Annotated in this window: 17 protein-coding genes; 4 read left to right on the top strand and 13 right to left on the bottom strand. The window is 44.2% G+C overall.

The window, feature by feature from the left end:
- Positions 1-91 precede the first annotated feature (91 nt).
- Both CALK_RS12055 and CALK_RS04565 read right to left on the bottom strand, forming a co-directional pair.
- Positions 92-2,242, bottom strand: coding sequence for a methyl-accepting chemotaxis protein (locus CALK_RS12055; protein ID WP_022636485.1), 2,151 nt, complete (start codon positions 2,240-2,242; stop codon positions 92-94).
- 59 nt (positions 2,243-2,301) lie between these two features.
- On the bottom strand, positions 2,302-2,793 hold the full coding sequence (locus tag CALK_RS04565) for a chemotaxis protein CheD (protein WP_022636484.1): 492 nt from the start codon (positions 2,791-2,793) through the stop codon (positions 2,302-2,304).
- Positions 2,794-2,916: 123 nt separating this feature from the next.
- Between CALK_RS04565 and CALK_RS04560 the strand changes: the two genes are divergently transcribed.
- Both CALK_RS04560 and trxB read left to right on the top strand, forming a co-directional pair.
- Positions 2,917-3,738 carry an HDOD domain-containing protein gene (locus CALK_RS04560; protein ID WP_022636483.1) on the top strand — a complete coding sequence of 274 codons (822 nt, stop codon included), beginning with the start codon at positions 2,917-2,919 and terminating at the stop codon, positions 3,736-3,738.
- Positions 3,739-3,759: 21 nt separating this feature from the next.
- Positions 3,760-4,716 carry a thioredoxin-disulfide reductase gene (gene trxB, locus CALK_RS04555; protein WP_022636482.1) on the top strand — a complete coding sequence of 319 codons (957 nt, stop codon included), beginning with the start codon at positions 3,760-3,762 and terminating at the stop codon, positions 4,714-4,716.
- Positions 4,717-4,768: 52 nt separating this feature from the next.
- Here trxB and CALK_RS04550 read toward each other — a convergent pair whose 3' ends face one another.
- The 5 genes from CALK_RS04550 to CALK_RS04535 form a co-directional block, all read right to left on the bottom strand.
- Entirely contained in the window at positions 4,769-5,209 is a 441-nt protein-coding gene (locus CALK_RS04550; RefSeq protein WP_022636481.1) for a GatB/YqeY domain-containing protein, read from the bottom strand.
- Between the two features lie 8 nt (positions 5,210-5,217).
- On the bottom strand, positions 5,218-6,327 hold the full coding sequence (locus tag CALK_RS04545; RefSeq protein WP_022636480.1) for a PfkB family carbohydrate kinase: 1,110 nt from the start codon (positions 6,325-6,327) through the stop codon (positions 5,218-5,220).
- A 145-nt stretch (positions 6,328-6,472) separates the two neighbouring features.
- The gene (locus CALK_RS12795) at positions 6,473-6,628 is read right to left on the bottom strand and encodes a YHS domain-containing protein (RefSeq protein ID WP_155851783.1); all 156 of its coding nucleotides are present in this window, start codon (positions 6,626-6,628) and stop codon (positions 6,473-6,475) included.
- Positions 6,629-6,933: 305 nt separating this feature from the next.
- Positions 6,934-7,701, bottom strand: a complete 768-nt coding sequence (locus CALK_RS04540) for an exodeoxyribonuclease III (protein ID WP_022636479.1) — start codon at positions 7,699-7,701, stop codon at positions 6,934-6,936.
- 123 nt (positions 7,702-7,824) lie between these two features.
- Entirely contained in the window at positions 7,825-9,903 is a 2,079-nt protein-coding gene (locus CALK_RS04535; RefSeq protein WP_022636478.1) for a glycosyl hydrolase family 8, read from the bottom strand.
- 129 nt (positions 9,904-10,032) lie between these two features.
- Here CALK_RS04535 and CALK_RS04530 point away from each other — a divergent pair, with 129 nt between their 5' ends.
- Entirely contained in the window at positions 10,033-10,947 is a 915-nt protein-coding gene (locus CALK_RS04530; protein WP_022636477.1) for a PD-(D/E)XK nuclease family protein, read from the top strand.
- Positions 10,948-10,952: 5 nt separating this feature from the next.
- On the top strand, positions 10,953-11,579 hold the full coding sequence (locus CALK_RS04525) for an alpha/beta fold hydrolase (protein WP_081698000.1): 627 nt from the start codon (positions 10,953-10,955) through the stop codon (positions 11,577-11,579).
- 54 nt (positions 11,580-11,633) lie between these two features.
- Here the strand turns inward: CALK_RS04525 and CALK_RS04520 are convergent, their stop codons facing one another.
- The 6 genes from CALK_RS04520 to CALK_RS04495 all read right to left on the bottom strand — a co-directional run bounded on the left by CALK_RS04520 (position 11,634) and on the right by CALK_RS04495 (position 17,264).
- Positions 11,634-13,379 (bottom strand): NADH-dependent [FeFe] hydrogenase, group A6, encoded by a 1,746-nt coding sequence (locus tag CALK_RS04520; protein ID WP_034636818.1) that lies wholly within the window; start codon positions 13,377-13,379, stop codon positions 11,634-11,636.
- 25 nt (positions 13,380-13,404) lie between these two features.
- Positions 13,405-15,198 carry an NADH-quinone oxidoreductase subunit NuoF gene (locus CALK_RS04515; RefSeq protein WP_022636474.1) on the bottom strand — a complete coding sequence of 598 codons (1,794 nt, stop codon included), beginning with the start codon at positions 15,196-15,198 and terminating at the stop codon, positions 13,405-13,407.
- Between the two features lie 18 nt (positions 15,199-15,216).
- Positions 15,217-15,609: a (2Fe-2S) ferredoxin domain-containing protein gene (locus CALK_RS04510; RefSeq protein WP_022636473.1), complete on the bottom strand. Its 393-nt coding sequence runs from the start codon at positions 15,607-15,609 to the stop codon at positions 15,217-15,219.
- The gene (locus CALK_RS04505) at positions 15,602-16,195 is read right to left on the bottom strand and encodes an ATP-binding protein (protein ID WP_081697999.1); all 594 of its coding nucleotides are present in this window, start codon (positions 16,193-16,195) and stop codon (positions 15,602-15,604) included. The genes CALK_RS04510 and CALK_RS04505 overlap by 8 nt, the downstream gene beginning before the upstream one ends.
- On the bottom strand, positions 16,161-16,640 hold the full coding sequence (locus tag CALK_RS04500; RefSeq protein WP_034636794.1) for an NADH-quinone oxidoreductase subunit NuoE family protein: 480 nt from the start codon (positions 16,638-16,640) through the stop codon (positions 16,161-16,163). Before CALK_RS04500 ends, CALK_RS04505 begins: the two co-directional genes overlap by 35 nt.
- 159 nt (positions 16,641-16,799) lie before the next feature.
- Positions 16,800-17,264: a cyclic nucleotide-binding domain-containing protein gene (locus CALK_RS04495; RefSeq protein WP_022636470.1), complete on the bottom strand. Its 465-nt coding sequence runs from the start codon at positions 17,262-17,264 to the stop codon at positions 16,800-16,802.
- Positions 17,265-17,266 lie beyond the last annotated feature (2 nt).

Below are 17,266 nucleotides of genomic sequence, written 5' to 3'. Positions count from 1 at the left end.
CCACCCGTGCAAAAACGTGCAACGACCGCATAAAAAACGGGAAGGAAACAAGGTCCTTCCCGGTATCCATAGGCAAAACACGTACATCCTATTAGTATTTTCCATACTCCCGCAAAGAAGCATCCTCCTTTTTGGCAGAAGAATGCTCGTGTGCGGTTGCGGTAGAGGGACTACTCTCCCGATCTGTTTTACTGCTTCTCTCTGTTTCAGCGTCTGCTTGAAGCTCTCTTTCTGGAAGAGAAATGGTTCTTCTTACGGTAAAACGGGACAAGACCTTTTTCAACTCTTCAGCCTGCTGAGATAGTTCACGTGATGTTGCCGCGGTCTCCTCTGCTCCCGCAGCATTATTCTGAGTAATATCAGATATTTGAGCCACAGCAGTACTTATTTCAGAAATAGCATGGGCTTCTTCCTTGGAAGAGCTTGCTATCTCTTGAACCAATCCCACAGAATTCTCAATATCTTTCGATATCTGATTAAAGGACTCTGAAGTATCACCCACAACACTGTTACCAAACTGTATCTTTTCTATTGTCTTTTCAATTAACTCCGTTGTCTCCGTAGACGCCTCCGCACTGTTTTGTGCAAGGCGACGAACTTCCTCTGCCACAACAGCAAACCCCTTACCATATTTACCCGCACGAGCAGCCTCAACCGCAGCATTTAGTGCAAGAAGGTTTGTCTGAAAAGCTATATCATCAATAACTTTCATAATTTTTGAAATTTCTGTACTCGCATGTGTAATCTCATCCATGGCGTCAACCATAGAGCCCATCTGTTCAACACCCTTACGGGCTTGCTCTCCCGTGCTACGCGAAAGAGTATTTGCCTCTCCAGCCATTTTTGCACTAGCATCAACCCGCGATTTCACCTCCTCCAGGGAACTACTGATTTCTTCAATTGACGATGCCTGATTAGAAGCACCATCTGAGAGATTATCACTGGCTTCAGCCAACTGAAGAGATCCTTCACTAACCTGCTCAGAAGAATCCTGTACGCTCCCCACAAAGCGACTCAAATTTTCCACCATATTTGACAAAGCCAAACCAAGTTCATCACGATCTGACTCCATGACAGACCCATCACGCAGATCTCCCTGAGCAATTTTCTCAGCAATTGCTGCTTTTTTTCGCAAACTCTCCATCATGGATTGCAACGCACCTTGAATAAGCCCGATTTCATCATCCCGATTTTTTCGAACCTCCGTAGTAAAATCTCCCTGAGAAACATCTTGAATAATTGCGACAACAGTTTGCAAAGGAGCAATTACCTTTTTCTGCGTAAACAAGACCACCAAAGAAATGATAACGACAGAAGCAAAAAGCAGGGCAACAATAAGAATACGCATTGACGCGTAGACAGGCGCCATAATTTCATCCCGAAGAATAAACCCAACCAAATGCCAATCAGTACCGGGTATCGTCTCCTTAGAGAGATACCCTAAATACTCTTCACCTGCAAGAGTTACCGTGGTATACTCTCCCGGCGATTGCCCAAACACTGCTTCATAGCCTTGGGAAACACTGGTGAAATTCTGAGAATCATCCAAGGGGTTTGCGATAATCGTACCATCTCCTTGAATAAGGGCAGCATACCCATGTTCACCAATACGTAAATCTCCGATAATCTGGGAGATCTCATTGAGGGTTACATCAACACCAACAACCCCCTTCGGTGAGGAAGCTCCCACGGGGATAGTTCGACAAAGTGATACAACAGGCTCACCCGTGGCCGACTCATACACATCTGAGAGTGCCACTGCGCCCGGAGATTCCATGGCCATGGTGTACCATGGCCTACTCCTCGGGTCAAAACCTGCTGGCAGGGGAATTTCATCTCCGATAATAAACCCACCATATTCAGTTCCCATAAACACATCAACATAACTGGCAAAACCTTCTTCAAAATCTGCCAAAAGACGCATATAGGGATAATCTATGCTGTCAAGAGTATGGTGATAGGTAACAAGATCATCCGTACTATCAATGTAGGATTTAAGTTCTGGAGAAAGAGTAAGGAAGAGATCATTCCGTGCAAGGGTCTCAACACTCTGTTCTACTAAGGCCATAAACGTAGCGATATTATCCTGAACAAGGGACATTTCCTTTTCCGCCATTGCCGAAACACGGTCTTGAGAATTGCGAGAAATAAACAGACTTAAGGAGATACCGCTGAGAAGGGATAAACATACAATAATGAGGGTAATCCCTGAAATAACCTGAAGAATCAACTTTTGTTTCATCACATATCCTTTGTAAATAGTTATGCCACCGTTACTGCGTACACTTTTTCACTGAAACACTACCACACCGCACCATGCCAGTCAGAATGACGAATATTTTTTACTTTCATAACCACAGCATGGCCTGTGCCAACATCAAGAACAATCTTACGTCCCAAGTGCCCCGCCACATCGGAAGAGACAAGGGGTATTTTTTTCTTTCGGAGTACGTCCTCTGCTACCGCACAATTTTCCCTTCCGATATCACTACCAGTACCCGTTTCAGGATAGGCCCCTCCAAATATTTGCGCCTGCAATTCTGAAGGAGTAAACCCCTCTTCCATAGCCATTTTGATAAGCCAGAGAGTTGCAACATTTCCAAACATAGCCGTTGCCTCTTTTTTATTTTTTGTAGCAGGAGAAACAAAATGGTTCATGCAGGCAAAATTGCCAAGGCGGGCCGTAATGCACACCGCAACACTACTTCCTAAAACACACCGAATGACCCCTTCTCCATGTTTCGAGATCATATGCCCAGGTAATAGAGTATATGGTACTATTTCAGTGTTCATGACTCATCCTTTCTCCGTTCTATTGTACCCTCTTCCGGAAGGAAGTGCAAGATATTTTTATAAGATCTTGCCAGGATCTATCCCTATGGTATACTTCCTTATAGATTCTACAAGGAGAAACCGATGCCACAAAAAGAACAATATATTGATCAGGTTATTAACGTAATAGAAATGCTTCCGCCCCTTCCTGATAGCATTCTCTCTTTACAAATGGCGGTACAAGAGAAAGATATAAACTTTGCACGCATTACTGAGATTATCAAAAAAGACTCTGCCCTCACAGCAGACATACTAAACATCGCAAACTCTGCACTTTTTGCAAGGGGAACCCCCGTAGAAAGTCCGAAGACAGCCATACGCAATATCGGCCTCTCAACAATCACCAATTTTGTCACACTGCAATTTTCCACACGGGTACTTAAGGAACGTTTTTCTTCAATTGAGGGATTGCAAGAATACTTTCAACATGCAACAGATGTTGCAGAAACAACACAACTTCTTGCACAAAACACGGGTAAATCACGGGTTGAACAGGAAAAACTCTATACGGCAGGGCTTTTACACGACATTGGAAGATTAGTCTTAATTATGGCGGTAGAACCACAGATCATCCAGGACCTCTCTCTTAACGACTGGTACAACATTGACCACACAGCCGCCATTGAAGAAAAGGAGATACTTGGAATAAACCATTGCATCGCGGGACAGCACATAGCAGAAAAGTGGCACTTCTCAGAGGATACCCAGCATATTATTCTGAATCATCATACACCATTACAAAACGGCATCGACTATGACTCGTCCTATGTTTTTATGGCACACTTCTTGCTTATGAAAGAGTTTACGACGCAAAAATTAATACAGATATTTCCCCATGAAGTGCTTGAAAAAATGCATTTTACGGAAGAGTGTATTGAAAAGACACGAACAGAGTTACAAAGGTAATACAATGACAAGTGAGGATGTATGACTACTAAAGAAGAAGAGCTTATTATTATTGGTTCCGGCCCAGCAGGTCTTACCGCTGCAATTTATGCAGCCCGGGCAAACCTCTCTCCCCTTCTTTTTGAAGGATTTATGTCAGGCGGCATGCCGGGAGGTCAACTGATGGAAACAAATGATGTGGAAAATTTCCCCGGATATCCTGAACCAGTACAAGGTCCAGCTCTCATGGGAGACCTTAAAAAACAGGCTGAACGGGCCGGTACACGCTTTATCATGGAAGACATTGAAAAAATTGAAAAAGAGAATGATCATTTTATTCTAACCTCAATGAATGAAGATGTATACCGTGCCAAAGCTGTTATCATTGCAACGGGAGCAAAAGCTCGACGCCTTCCCCTTGCATCAGAAAAAACATTTTGGGGAAAGGGCATATCTGCCTGTGCAATCTGCGACGGTGCCCTTCCCATGTTTAGAGATCAGCCCATTGCTGTTGTGGGCGGAGGGGAAGCGGCCATAGAAGAAGCCACGTATTTAACACAATTTGCTCAAAAAGTATATATCATCCACCGACGGGATGCCTTTCGAGCAACAGCGGTTATGACAGAAAGAGCCCTTTCAAACGAAAAAATCGAGGTGCTTTGGAACTCTGTTGTAGATGAGTTTCTTGGAGGAGATACCCTTGAGAAAATCGTTTTAAAAAACACGCAAAATGGCGAGCGTTCAACCTTACATGTAAAAGGCTGTTTTGAAGCAATCGGGCACATTCCAAATACAAAACTTGTTGAAGATCTGCTTGCAACGGATGACCAAGGATATATACAAACATACCCCGATTCCACAAAAACAGAGGTTTCCGGACTATTTGCAGCTGGTGATGTGCAAGATAAAAAGTACAAGCAAGCTATTACCTCTGCCGGAAGCGGATGTATGGCAGCCCTTGATGCTGAGAAATATATTACAGAAACCTTTGGAAGATGAGAAAAGGAGGTCCATTTCAGGACCTCCTTACACGAGAATAGATACAATTTTTTTACGAAAGGCGTTGGCGAACCATCTGAGAAACCTCTGCGCCATCCGCCTTTCCTTTCACTTGCGGCATAAGAACTCCCAGCACTTTTCCCATGTCCGACATTTCAGTAGCGCCTGTTTGTGATACAGCTGCATCGATAAGCTCTTGTAACTCATGGCTACTGAGTTGCTGTGGCTGAAACTCTTCGAGTATGGAAATTTCATACTCTTCCTTGTCAGCAAGATCATCTCTTCCTGCACTCCGGTACTCTGCTGCACTCTCTTTTCGTTGTTTTATTCCCTTGGTCACGCACTCAAGAAGATCTGCATCAGTTGGATCAGAAACACCCGCATCAATGGCATTATTTTTTACGGATGACATAAGGGAACGCAAAACGGTCAAACGCCTCTTGTCTTTAGCACGCATGGCCGCGCGTATCTCATTTTGTAATAAATCAATCATTACTCCTCCTAAATTTCCTGACAATCGACAGCAGCCCACCGGTTCATAAAATCCAAGAGTTGTTCCGTATTAGGAGAATCACAAGCGCGCACATAATACCCCGAAGTACACACACCAACAGCGAGGCATTCCTCATGCGGCAAGCCTGCCATCCACGCATTGCAAAAACCAGAATTAAAGTTATCACCCGCCCCGGTAGTAAGTTTAGGGCTTGCCGTATACGGACCGTCAATCCACGCAGACCCCTGTTCTGAAGCAAAGGCAGCTCCGGCAATGGGGTGAATAACAATAAGATGTAAACCGAGACGTTCACGAATCGCAACACCACGCTTCTCAAGGTCTACCTCATCAATATCCAAAAGACGGGCAATGATGGCAGACTCATTCTCATTCAGGCCAAGAATCACTTCTGCATGCACCTGCAATTTAACAAAAATATCTAAGACATCTCGAATATCAGCATCGGTTCGTTTTTCTGGATCAGACAGATCAATGAATACTCCCGGCCGTTTTTCCATGGCACTAAAGATATTGGTAAAACCTTCGAGAAGACTATTCATTTGAGGTATTTCGGTCCAATTTGTTAAGGCAAAGAAGTCCGATTCTTCGCACAATGCACGTATTTTTTCTTCCCCAGCTTGGGCAAGAAGGGTCTCCCAGTTCACCTCTTTAAGATTATCCTGCTTTACCAACATAAGCTTACCATCATTGAACTCAAGAGCATCCGTGTGTCCTGGGTCGGTGAGGGATATTACCTCGCGGCATCCTTGGGCAAACTCGCGGTAGACAGGGTCAATCGCATCTTTTCCCAAGGCACCAATATAGGAAACATCGTATCCCTGTTGCAGAAGTGCATTGGCAAGAATCGGACCATTTCCTCCCAACTTAACTTGTTGAGGAACAAACTCAATATTTGCACTCAGACCGGATGCCGCAGCGGTACGTTCTGAAAATTCAGTAATTGTTTTCATCCGAAGGTAGTCATCATCACCGATCCGCTCTTTCACAACATGAATTATTTCATCAACAAAGCCATCAAACCCGGCGACAATCTTTTTCGGGGCGATGGAGGTCTTCAACCGTTCTGCCGCCGACGATACAATATTTGCCTGACTCATACATACCTCTAATTAATAAATTTTGAATAGAGTAACTACAGATAATACAACAATATACTATCTATGAGACCATTGCAAGAAGAAATTCATAATTATTAGAAAATTTTGGAAAGCAAGGCGGACGATCCGCCGCCTTGTCAACACATTAGATAGAAAGAGGTGCAACCCCTTCTGCTTCCATTTTTTCAAGATACCGCTCGGGGTCATCTTCAAAAGCAGTTACGCAGGAGTTACAGCATAAGAAAACGCGAACCCCTTCGTAATCGACATAAATAGAGCGATCAACAGGTTGTCCCTCCATAACCGGACAGGTGGTTTGCTGCGTCTTTTCCTTCGACTTCTTTTCGCCCTCTTCATCTTTGGGGCAGCACGGACGATGAACATCTGCACCCTCTAACTCCTCTGAAGAAACCTCTGGTTTTGGTGCTGTTTTATCTTGTGAGTCATCAGCCCCGACCCCAGTAAAAAGAAAAAACTAACCAGAACAACGGCTAAAAATATAGCATACTTCATATACAACTCCTCGTCAAAAAAACACTATATATACAATATATTTTATATATAACAGAACTGTGAAAAACACGGAAAAATCAGCAAAGAATTAATTCAGATAAAATCCATGCCTATGGGACAGTGATCTGACCCCATGACAGAACTATAAATTTGTGCATCAACTAAACGATCTTTACTCTGTGCATCAATGCAGAAATAGTCAATCCGCCAGCCAATATTCCTCACCCGAGCATTGAAACGATAACTCCACCACGTATACTGCTCCTTATCTGGATAGAGCTCTCGAAAGGTATCCACAAAACCACCATTGAGAAAAGAAGTCATATCTTGACGTTCTTCTGCACTAAATCCAGGATTATTAATGTTTTTATCAGGATTTTTGAGATCAATTTCCCTATGAGCAACATTTAAATCACCGCAAAGAACAACAGTTTTGTCTTGTGACAGCTCATGGGCAAAATCTGAGATGCACGCATTAAAATCTTGCTTATATTTTAAACGAAGCAACCCATGTTGCGCATTGGGATAGTACGCATTAATGAGGTAGTAATCATCATACTCTGCCGTAATTACACGTCCTTCTCTATCAAAAGCGTCAACCCCCATCCCGGAAATAATTGAACGTGGGGAAACTCTGCAGTACAGAGCGACCCCGGAGTATCCTTTTTTTTCAGCACTGAAAAAGAAACTCTCATACCCCGCAATATGGTGCAACTCATGAGATAGTTGGTGTGGCTGAGCCTTCGTCTCCTGCAAGGCAATTACCTCCGCACCCGACTCTTCAATATAGGGAATCAAGCCTTTTTTTTCTGCTGCGCGAATTCCATTTACATTCCATGAAAGTAATTTTTTCGGTGCCATGGTGTCTCTCCTTTTATTTATGATAAAAATACATACGGGTATCTCCAGAGATCCACCTTTACCATAAATAAAAAGGGGAGGCCTAAGCCTCCCCTTCTACACGCTGTGCATAAAATAGTCGTGTTACTGAACTGATACTCGAAACACCTGAGACCGTCCTTCTCCTGAGATACGAAGGAGCATAATATTTTCAGCAAACTGTCCGTTGTCTCCAAGGGAAAGCCTGTTTTCACCCACCTGCAATTGCGCTGTTGTTGTGTTCAAACGACGCCCATGAAGTGTATAGGCCTGCACAGTGTAGGTCCCCGAAGATGGCACCGATACAGTCAGAGCCTCTGGTGAAAGAGCATATACACGAATTGGATCATGAGGGGCAAGCCTATCCGTCGAGATTTGCGGTACGCTTCCTGCTGTAAAACCGTCAATACCAAGGGAACGAATAGTTATTTCTCCTTCAGTTCCACGAAAAGCAGGGCCAAACTCGAGGCTGGTGATCTCCGACTTATCAAAGGGTACTTCCTCAGCCCAGCTCGGTTGAGCAAACGTAGGAGTATCTAAGTATAATACAATGGTCCGCCACTCTCCTCCTGTTGCAGGAATTTCAGTGCGATAATCTCCTCCCCCCTGATCAATAGACTCCATGGGAAGCACGAGATTGAAATCATTGGTTGACTGATATTCCAAGCGGATAAACTCCGGTGTTGTGAGCGGCGTTGCAAGAGAGGTTGCAAGCGCCCCATATGGCCAGATATCTTCGTCACCATCTTCTGCAGCCATGGAAAAAGACACATGAACAACGCTGTCTTCTGAGAGAAGTCCACCAGACGTATCTGCTTCTGATCCATAGCTATCATGGTAAATATACCAGCCGAGATATCCTGAAAGATTTTCTACTTCATACTCTGTATCTCCATCATCATCGTCTCCATGATCATCATCGTCTCCATGATCGTCATCGTCTCCATGATCATCATCTGTATCATAGGGAACCCACCAATTACCAGAGACCATCATCATAGAAAGAAGATTTACCGCCGTTGCATATACGCCGGAACCAGAGTTTGTACGCATTATATCCCACGCACTATCAAGAAAGCCTTGGAACTCGCTATCAACCATGGCAGAAACAGCAAAGGGCGCAGTAAAAACAATATCTGACCACGTATTAAGCTCATCCCCGCTGAGACTATACCCTGCCACAACATTTGAAGCATCATTATTTGTTTTTTCAGTAAGCCAGCTCATAAGAGTATAGGCTGCTTGCCGCGATTCCTCAGAACCGCTATGAATATAGTCAGTGGCAATACGCCATGGGTAGCGACATGCATTATAATAATACTCATCTGAGTGTGGTGTATTACTTGAACCTTCAGGATCAGGACGAGGGGTTTGCCCTGTTATAAAATCCGGCATCAACCCCGTGTTTGGAGCGTACTCTTGTGTCATAAAATCGACTAAGCTATACACTGTATCAAGAGCAGACAGCCAGAAGTCATCTCCCGTTACATCATGATACGCCCGTAAATGTCCGGGCATCCAATCAGAAGGACGAGAATCATAATGATTCGGATTCCATTCAAGCTGAAAATCACCTTTCATAATACGCATTGTTTCAGGGCTCATATTTCCATCTCGAATACCCTTCTCAATCATTTCTTGAGCTTCATGAAGGTAGTCAACATCGCCATCTGAGCCCCACTGATGATGTGCAAGAATCAGGGCGTAAGCAATATCCATATCTCCATCACTTGCCGACGTAGAAGCTGAATCAGATTCATTATTTACAACTGTCCAAGACATATTATAAGGATTTACCCTGCTTGGATGATCTTGAAAGAAATAAAACATGCCATCAAAGTATTCTTGTGCCTTTGGCTCATGTCCTGCCATAAGTGCAAAAATAAGCATACCGTAACCATGTGCTTCAGAAACAGTATTTGTCACATTATCATCCGTGCCAGAACCTCCTGCTTGAATATAATACCCGTTAGGAGTACGTTCCGATTCCCGCAAATGCTGGCGATACTCATTTTCATAAATATTGATGACATCCTGATTCAACTGCGACTGACTTCGCGACGGCTTAATAGTTCCTTCAAAATCGATCCCTTGAGGAAATGGCCTTTGTGGCGATGCACTCAGGGCGAAGCTGGTCATGAGGAGTACCAAAAAGCCCAATAAAGTACGTATCTGATGTGTCATATAAAATCCTTTCATCTATAGCATTCAATATAAAGGTATTTCAAAAGATGCATTTTTACCAAAATTTTCTCTTTGAGACTTTTTTTTCACCGCATTATGTATCTTCATACACATACAAACGAGGTATCCATGAATATCACAATACAAACCTACCCCTTTAGCAAACCCTTGGGCTGGTCTATTTCTCGCTATGAACTCTTTTCACGCTGTAAAAGAGCTTATTATTTCTCATATTACGGAAAATATGATCCAGATATACCCATGGATAAAATCCGTTTTCTCAAGCAAATCACCTCTCTTCACCTGGAAATTGGACACACAATCCACCACACCTTTGAAACACTTCTACGCCGACTTCAGCGTTCATGCGCTCCCGTAGACACAGCTCGATTTATTCAGCATGGACAGAGCCTGTATACAGAAGCGTTTCGCACCAAGACATTTATGGAAGAGTATTATGATGGTATCACCCTGGATCTTTCCCACGGCCTTGGAACCATAGCAGACATGCTCACTCAATTTTTAGAAAGCGACCTCTATGAATGGATACTCTCGGTGGCTAAAAACGATTCATCACAATGGATTATTGAGCCGGGGGGGTATGGAGAAACACGGATACAAGGCTATAAGGCATACTGCAAAATGGATTTTCTCCTGCCTGTGGATAACAGTGTATTTATTCTGGACTGGAAAAGTGGAAAAAAACAAGTTGAGAAACACTCAAAACAGCTTCTTGCCTATACCGCAGCTATTTTGGCAGAAAACCCACATCTTTCCGTGGAACAAATTGTTCCGAAAATAATTTACGTCCACACGGATGGAGTTGAAACCCTTTCCACCCAGGTTACCAAAACAGACCTCATGGATTTTTATACTACCGTAGAACAGGAGCATGGTGAAATGATTCGGTACTGCAGAGATCCACAAGAAAATGTTCCTCGAGAAAAGGATGCTTTTCCACTCTGTAACCTACCGAATATATGTAAATACTGTCAATTTAGAGAAATCTGCCTTGACACTGCTTCCACGCCCCTTCTGTTTTAATACCCATGGAGCTTCTTGTTCTGATACACGGTTTTTGCCGCACTAGAGCTGACATGGCTGATTTGGAACAGTACCTACAAGCACCCGGCAGAACCATTTTTCGCCCAAATCTGCCAACACGCACAGGGTCACTTGCTCAATGTGTAACAACCCTGCATACCATGATACACCCACTCCTAGAGGAAAATACATCCATGGTTCTGATTGGTCATAGCATGGGTGGTTGTATCGCCCGGCAATACCTCCATACGTATGGAGCATGCTCTCTATCTTCCTGTATCTGCATCGCCACCCCACACAGGGGATCCCCCATGGCAGATTTCTTTCTGAAGATACCAGGAGTTGCCTTACTACGCCCCACTCTTATGGAACTTCGTACCACCACAAAACAGCCTGTTGATTTCTCAGAAGAAGTTCCTATTGGATGTATTATTGGTACAAAACCTACTCCTTCGCCCTTGGCAAAACTCCTTCTCTGTTCTCCACATGATGGACGGGTTGAAGAAAAATCTGCCAATTCTCCCTATGCACAATCCAGTATTCACCTACCCTACACACATTTTGAAATTCATCATAGAGAAGAAACCGCTCACCATATCAGGAAGTTTCTGCAGTCTGACTCTTTTGTATAAAAAAAGAGGGTGCCGAAGCACCCCCCACAAAAGAGTATCCACAGGGAATACCGTCTATTTGTTATATACAGGACGATTCCGATAGCTTCGATGAAGAAGCTCGTGGGCCTTATGAGAACTGGGCTCGCCAAGATACTCCTTATATGCCGTAAGGATATCAGGATTTTCATGGGAACAGCGCACAACACTCTTCTCATCATCTTGATAAATTCCAGCAGTTCTCTTTGCACGGGTTTCATCATCGGCGCCATGGGGTTGACCACCACCGCCAATACATCCACCACGACACGCCATAACCTCAATAAAGTGGTATGGGAGCTCTTTTCCTTCAGCTTTTGCCGCACGAACGGTATTAAGGACCGTTTCAATATTTGCCATACCGTGAGCCACGGCAATACGGACCTTTTGCCCGGCAACATCAAGCTCTGCTTCTTTTACCCCCTCCATGCCTCGAGGGCCTTCAAACTCAACCTTCGGCAATGTTTCACCTGTAATTTTCGATACGGCAGTACGAAGAGCTGCCTCCATTACCCCACCGGTAACGCCGAATATTGTCCCAGCACCGGAGTAGGTCCCTAACAGAGAGTCAACATCGCTTTCGGGAAGGTTTGGAAGATCAATACCGCTCATTTTGATCAATCGTGCAATCTCACGAGTTGTCAGAACCACATCAACATCCTTACATCCTGTGGAAAACATGTCGTCACAGTTTTGTGCCTCTGCCTTTTTGGCAGTACACGGCATAATAGAGACAACATAAATGTCTTTCGGATCAATATTATGCTTTTCTGCATAATATGATTTAATCATTGCCCCTTCCATCTGCTGCGGTGACTTACAGGTAGAAAAGTGGGGAATCATATCATTGGAATACTTCTCCATATAATCAACCCACGCAGGACAGCAGGACGTAATAAGAGGAAGACTTTCCTGCTCTTCTGTAAATCGCTTGATGAACTCTGTCCCTTCCTCCATAATGGTGAGGTCGGCAGCAAAGTTAGTATCAAAAATTTTATCAAAGCCAAGACGACGCAGTGCTGTATACAACTGCCCAGTCATGAGACTTCCTGACTCAAGGCCGAAGGCCTCGCCAATAGCCACACGAACTGCCGGTGCAATCTGTACAACCGTATGAACATCGGGATTATTAATTGCGGCAACAGCCTTTTCCCATTCTGACTTTTCATAAATTGCCCCAACAGGACAGTGTGCAGAACACTGACCACATTTGATACAGGGGGAATCGTTGAGCTGTACATCCGCAGCGGGAGCAAGACGCGTATTTTCTCCCCGATCAAGAAACTCAAGGGCATATACCCCTTGAAGATCCTGACACACATGCACACACCGTCCACACTTAATACACTTTTCAGGGTTTAATACAATAGACGGGGTAGACGTGTCTTTGGGAAGAGGGTGCAAATTCTTATCAAAGGGTTCTTCACGAATTCCAAAATCAGCCGCAAGGGTTTGCAACTCACAATTATTGTTTCTTCCACAGGTAAGACAGTCATCGGGGTGCTCTGAAAGAATCAGCTCCAACACTGCTTTCCGAACTGAAATTATTTCATTATCACCCGTAATGTATGCCTCTCCCTCCACAGCTTCAGTGGCACACGCACGCATAAGCTTTGGAGAGCGATCATTTTTCACAATACACATCCCACAGGACGCCCAGGGATGCAGATCTGGGTGGTAACAGAGGGTGGGGATCTTCACCCCTGCTTCCTTGGAAGCCTTTAGGATACTGGTTCCTGCAGGAACGGTAACCTCTACGCCATCAATTGTACACGTTATCATTTCAGACATTGTTTATTCTCCTCACTTACGCCTTTACCACGGCATCAAATTTACAAACCGTAAAACACTCTCCACATTTTACACACTGCGACTGATCTATTTCATGGGCCTGTCGTTTCGCACCACTGATACAGTTTACGGGGCATTTTCGAGCGCAGAGAGTACATCCGATACATTTTTCTGCGTCAATGGAAAATGAAACAAGATCCTTACACTTTCCAGCGGGACACACTTTTTCATTAATATGAGAAAAAAGCTCATCACGGAAATAGTGCAATATGGAAAGAACCGGGTTTGGTGTGGTTTGCCCAAGTCCACAGAGAGAGGCTTTTTTCATTGCCTCTGCAATAGCGTCTATTTTATCTACATCTTCAGCGGTAGCACTTCCCTTGGATATTTTATCAAGGATATCATAGAGTTTACGCCCACCAATACGACAAGGCGAGCATTTACCGCACGATTCATCCACGGAAAAGTCTAGATAAAACTTTGTCACATCAACGATACAGTCATCCTCATCCATAACAATAAGACCACCCGACCCCATCATGGAACCAAGAGCTACCAGATTGTCAAAATCAATGGGTGTATCCAGGTGCTCTTCTGTGATAACCCCACCGGAGGGACCACCGGTTTGTGCAGCCTTAAACTTCTTACCATCCTTGATACCACCACCGATATCAAAAATAATCTCACGTAAGGTCGTGCCCATGGGTACTTCAATCAAACCAGAATTGTTTACCTTACCGGTTAAGGCAAAGACCTTTGTCCCACTTGTTTTTTCCGTACCGATTTTTTTAAACCAGTCGCCACCTTTTTCAATAATTACGGGAATATTTGCAAGGGTTTCGACGTTGTTTACACAGGTTGGTTTCCCCCATAAACCTTTTACAGGAGGAAATGGCGGTCGTGGCGTGGGCACCCCTCGTTTCCCTTCGATAGAAGAGATTAGAGCTGTTTCTTCACCACACACAAAGGCACCGGCACCAAGACGAATCTCAATATCGAAGGAGAAATCCGTTCCAAGGATATTATCACCGAGAAGCCCATAATCACGTGCTTGCTTCATGGCAACTTCGAGTCGCTCAATGGCAAGGGGATATTCCGCCCGAATATAGATAAAGCCCTTATCTGCACCAATGGTATAGGCATTAATCGCCATGGCTTCAATAATAGAATGTGGATCTCCTTCAAGGGTGGAACGATCCATGTATGCCCCGGGATCGCCCTCATCGGCATTACACACCACATATTTCTGATCAACCCCCGTAACGCCTTTGGAAAAACTCAGCTTCATCCATGAAGGAAACCCAGCTCCACCACGACCACGAAGCCCTGATTTCTTCAGTTCTTCAATGACATCATCAGGGGAAAGCTCGGTCAGCACTTTTCCTAAAGATTGATACCCATTTCTTCCGATATACTCATCAATATCTTCAGGGTTGATAAAACCACAGTTGCGCAGAACAATTCGAAACTGCTTTTGATAAAACCCCATATCATCAATTTTGTTTGAGGCTTTTTCCATACCTGGTTCTTTATACAAAAGACGGTCAACCTGACGTCCCTTTACCACATGCTCTGCCACCAGTTCAGGTGCATCATCGGGAGTTACCTTCACATAGAAAGCTTCTTCCGGGAGAATCTTTACAATAGGACCCTGTTCACAAAAGCCGAAACAACCGGTCTTTACAACTTGGACATCCTGGGAGATATTGTGTGCTTCAACGGCCTTCACCAGTTCGTTGTAGATCTCTTCACCCATATTTGAGTGACAACCGGTACCGGCACATACAAGAATAAAACTTTTATAAGCCATTACTTATCTGCTCCTGGTTTACTGACCATCAACAATGTCAACGGACGGTTTATCAAATACATACTCACTTACCATTTTCTGTTCGAGGATATGCTCCTTTACAATTCGTTCTGCAATAGTGGCATCCACATTATTATAGATTGTATCAGGCATTTCGGGCATACGTACCTCAACGGTTGGTTCATTGGCACAAAAGCCCATACAACCGGTCTGTTTTATCATTACATCGTCAAGATTACTTGCATCAATTGCGGTAACAAAAGCGTCGAAGGCTTCCTTTGCTCCAGCAGCTATACCGCACGTTCCCATACCGATGATAATTTCGATACTCTTATCTGTGTCCCGACGGTTCATTTCTCTACGCTTTTCATCGCGCATTTTTTTCAGGTCATCCAGGTTTAACTTAGCCATGGGTATTCTCCTTGTATAAATTTTCTTCACAGGATTCGATATACAACTTCATACAGGATAGAGAATCAACACTGGTTAACTCTCCTAAAGTATCTTCCAACTCTTTTCTCGTAACAGTGTACTCTGCTGAATGCCACCGATGACAAAAGATGATGTTTCCCTCCTGAGAGAAGGAAAACAAGGACGTAACCGTTGCTGGAATGTTGCCACGGGGAGGAAGATCAACCGAGTCTTGCTTCATCCAAAACGAGACCTCCGTACCATGCCCACTCACAGAGGAAATGTGCGCATCGCCACCGCATGCCTGAGCAGCTTGGAGCAAGAAAGGAAGTCCAAGGCCAACAGAGCGATGTACGTGCTTTTTCCCATCGGTATAAAATGGGTCCATAACTGACTGTAAGGTTTCATCGCTCATACCACACCCATTATCCTGTATTGTACACCGTATCTCAAAATCGCTCTCACACATCTCCACAGATACAGTATCTGCTCCCGCCTCCAGGGAGTTATGCACAATATCTGTAAGATAGTCACAGAGAGAGTAATGCACCTTAATTCCGCTGATACGGTGCAAGAATTCCGGCAATCATATCCTTAGTAACGTTACCATATACTTTTCCATCAACGGTCATGACCGGTGCAAGACCACAACACCCGATACAGCGTACCGCTTCGACAGAAAACTGCTTGTCTTCAGTGACACATCCAGCTTTACAATCTATCACTTGGTCTATCTCATCAAGAAGATCCTGAGCTCCCTTCAGGTAACAAGCGGTCCCCATGCATACGGCAACCTCATGCTTTCCTGGCTCTTTTAGAGAAAAGAGATGATAAAACGTTGCAACACCGTAAATCTTGGCCAAAGGAACATCAAGCAGATGTGCAACCTCTTCAGCAACAACATCGGGGATATACCGATAGTGCTCCTGAACCTTGTGCAGAACCATAATTAAATTTCCTGGCTTCTCTTTCCATTCTTCAATAAAATCAACCAGTTTTTCCGGCATGGGAAGCAGTGCCTTTTCTGCCATACTTCTTCCTCCATTAGAGAGTTGTTTTTCAAAATGACCCATAGTCATATCTTCACGGGACTCCCCGTGTCGAAAGTAATATATAAAAGGAATTGTACATATTGTGATTTTTATAACATGTTCAAAACGCTTACAAAGTTAGCTTTTTACAACTGCATTCTACAAGACCGTATCTCTTCGACGGCGTTCATACTCTGCTAAACGAGTTGAAAACATCTCCACTATTCGTATCGGTATGGAGGGATTCTCAGACATAAGAGCATAGAGATCGGTTCGACCTAAAGTAAGAATCTCTGTTGGAGCAAGGGCAATAACCGTATAATCAACCCGATTACCCGGCAAAAAGAGATCTATCTCACCGAAAAAACAGGTAGTGCCCTTTTCTTGGGCAGAGATACGTCGTTGTACCCCCTCGGCAGAGGTAAGTTCTACTTCCCCCGAAGAGAGGAGATACAGGGTTGTATTGCTATCCCCCTCTTTCAGAAGAACATCGTGGGCCTCACAGCGAAATTGCCGTACAGCACCGGTAAGTCGCCGTAATTCCCCGGGAGAAAGGGAGGAAAAGAGTGGACAATTTCGAAGGACAACCATATTTGCGATATACTCGAACCCACGATTTCCCATGA

This window comes from Chitinivibrio alkaliphilus ACht1 (assembly GCF_000474745.1).
GTDB classification, from domain to species: Bacteria; Fibrobacterota; Chitinivibrionia; order Chitinivibrionales; family Chitinivibrionaceae; genus Chitinivibrio; species Chitinivibrio alkaliphilus.
The sequence above is the reverse complement of the archived record's forward strand: the minus strand, read 5'-3'. Positions and strand labels throughout refer to the sequence as shown.

Excerpts from the sequence above, each read along its gene's own strand:
- CALK_RS12055 (WP_022636485.1), bottom strand. The coding sequence starts at position 2,242 with ATGAAACAAAAGTTGATTCTTCAGGTTATTTCAGGGATTACCCTCATT.
- CALK_RS04565 (WP_022636484.1), bottom strand. The coding sequence starts at position 2,793 with ATGAACACTGAAATAGTACCATATACTCTATTACCTGGGCATATGATC.
- CALK_RS04560 (WP_022636483.1), top strand. The coding sequence starts at position 2,917 with ATGCCACAAAAAGAACAATATATTGATCAGGTTATTAACGTAATAGAA.
- trxB (WP_022636482.1), top strand. The coding sequence starts at position 3,760 with ATGACTACTAAAGAAGAAGAGCTTATTATTATTGGTTCCGGCCCAGCA.
- CALK_RS04550 (WP_022636481.1), bottom strand. The coding sequence starts at position 5,209 with ATGATTGATTTATTACAAAATGAGATACGCGCGGCCATGCGTGCTAAA.
- CALK_RS04545 (WP_022636480.1), bottom strand. The coding sequence starts at position 6,327 with ATGAGTCAGGCAAATATTGTATCGTCGGCGGCAGAACGGTTGAAGACC.
- CALK_RS12795 (WP_155851783.1), bottom strand. The coding sequence starts at position 6,628 with ATGGAGGGACAACCTGTTGATCGCTCTATTTATGTCGATTACGAAGGG.
- CALK_RS04540 (WP_022636479.1), bottom strand. The coding sequence starts at position 7,701 with ATGGCACCGAAAAAATTACTTTCATGGAATGTAAATGGAATTCGCGCA.
- CALK_RS04535 (WP_022636478.1), bottom strand. The coding sequence starts at position 9,903 with ATGACACATCAGATACGTACTTTATTGGGCTTTTTGGTACTCCTCATG.
- CALK_RS04530 (WP_022636477.1), top strand. The coding sequence starts at position 10,033 with ATGAATATCACAATACAAACCTACCCCTTTAGCAAACCCTTGGGCTGG.
- CALK_RS04525 (WP_081698000.1), top strand. The coding sequence starts at position 10,953 with ATGGAGCTTCTTGTTCTGATACACGGTTTTTGCCGCACTAGAGCTGAC.
- CALK_RS04520 (WP_034636818.1), bottom strand. The coding sequence starts at position 13,379 with ATGATAACGTGTACAATTGATGGCGTAGAGGTTACCGTTCCTGCAGGA.
- CALK_RS04515 (WP_022636474.1), bottom strand. The coding sequence starts at position 15,198 with ATGGCTTATAAAAGTTTTATTCTTGTATGTGCCGGTACCGGTTGTCAC.
- CALK_RS04510 (WP_022636473.1), bottom strand. The coding sequence starts at position 15,609 with ATGGCTAAGTTAAACCTGGATGACCTGAAAAAAATGCGCGATGAAAAG.
- CALK_RS04500 (WP_034636794.1), bottom strand. The coding sequence starts at position 16,640 with ATGGCAGAAAAGGCACTGCTTCCCATGCCGGAAAAACTGGTTGATTTT.
- CALK_RS04495 (WP_022636470.1), bottom strand. The coding sequence starts at position 17,264 with ATGGGAAATCGTGGGTTCGAGTATATCGCAAATATGGTTGTCCTTCGA.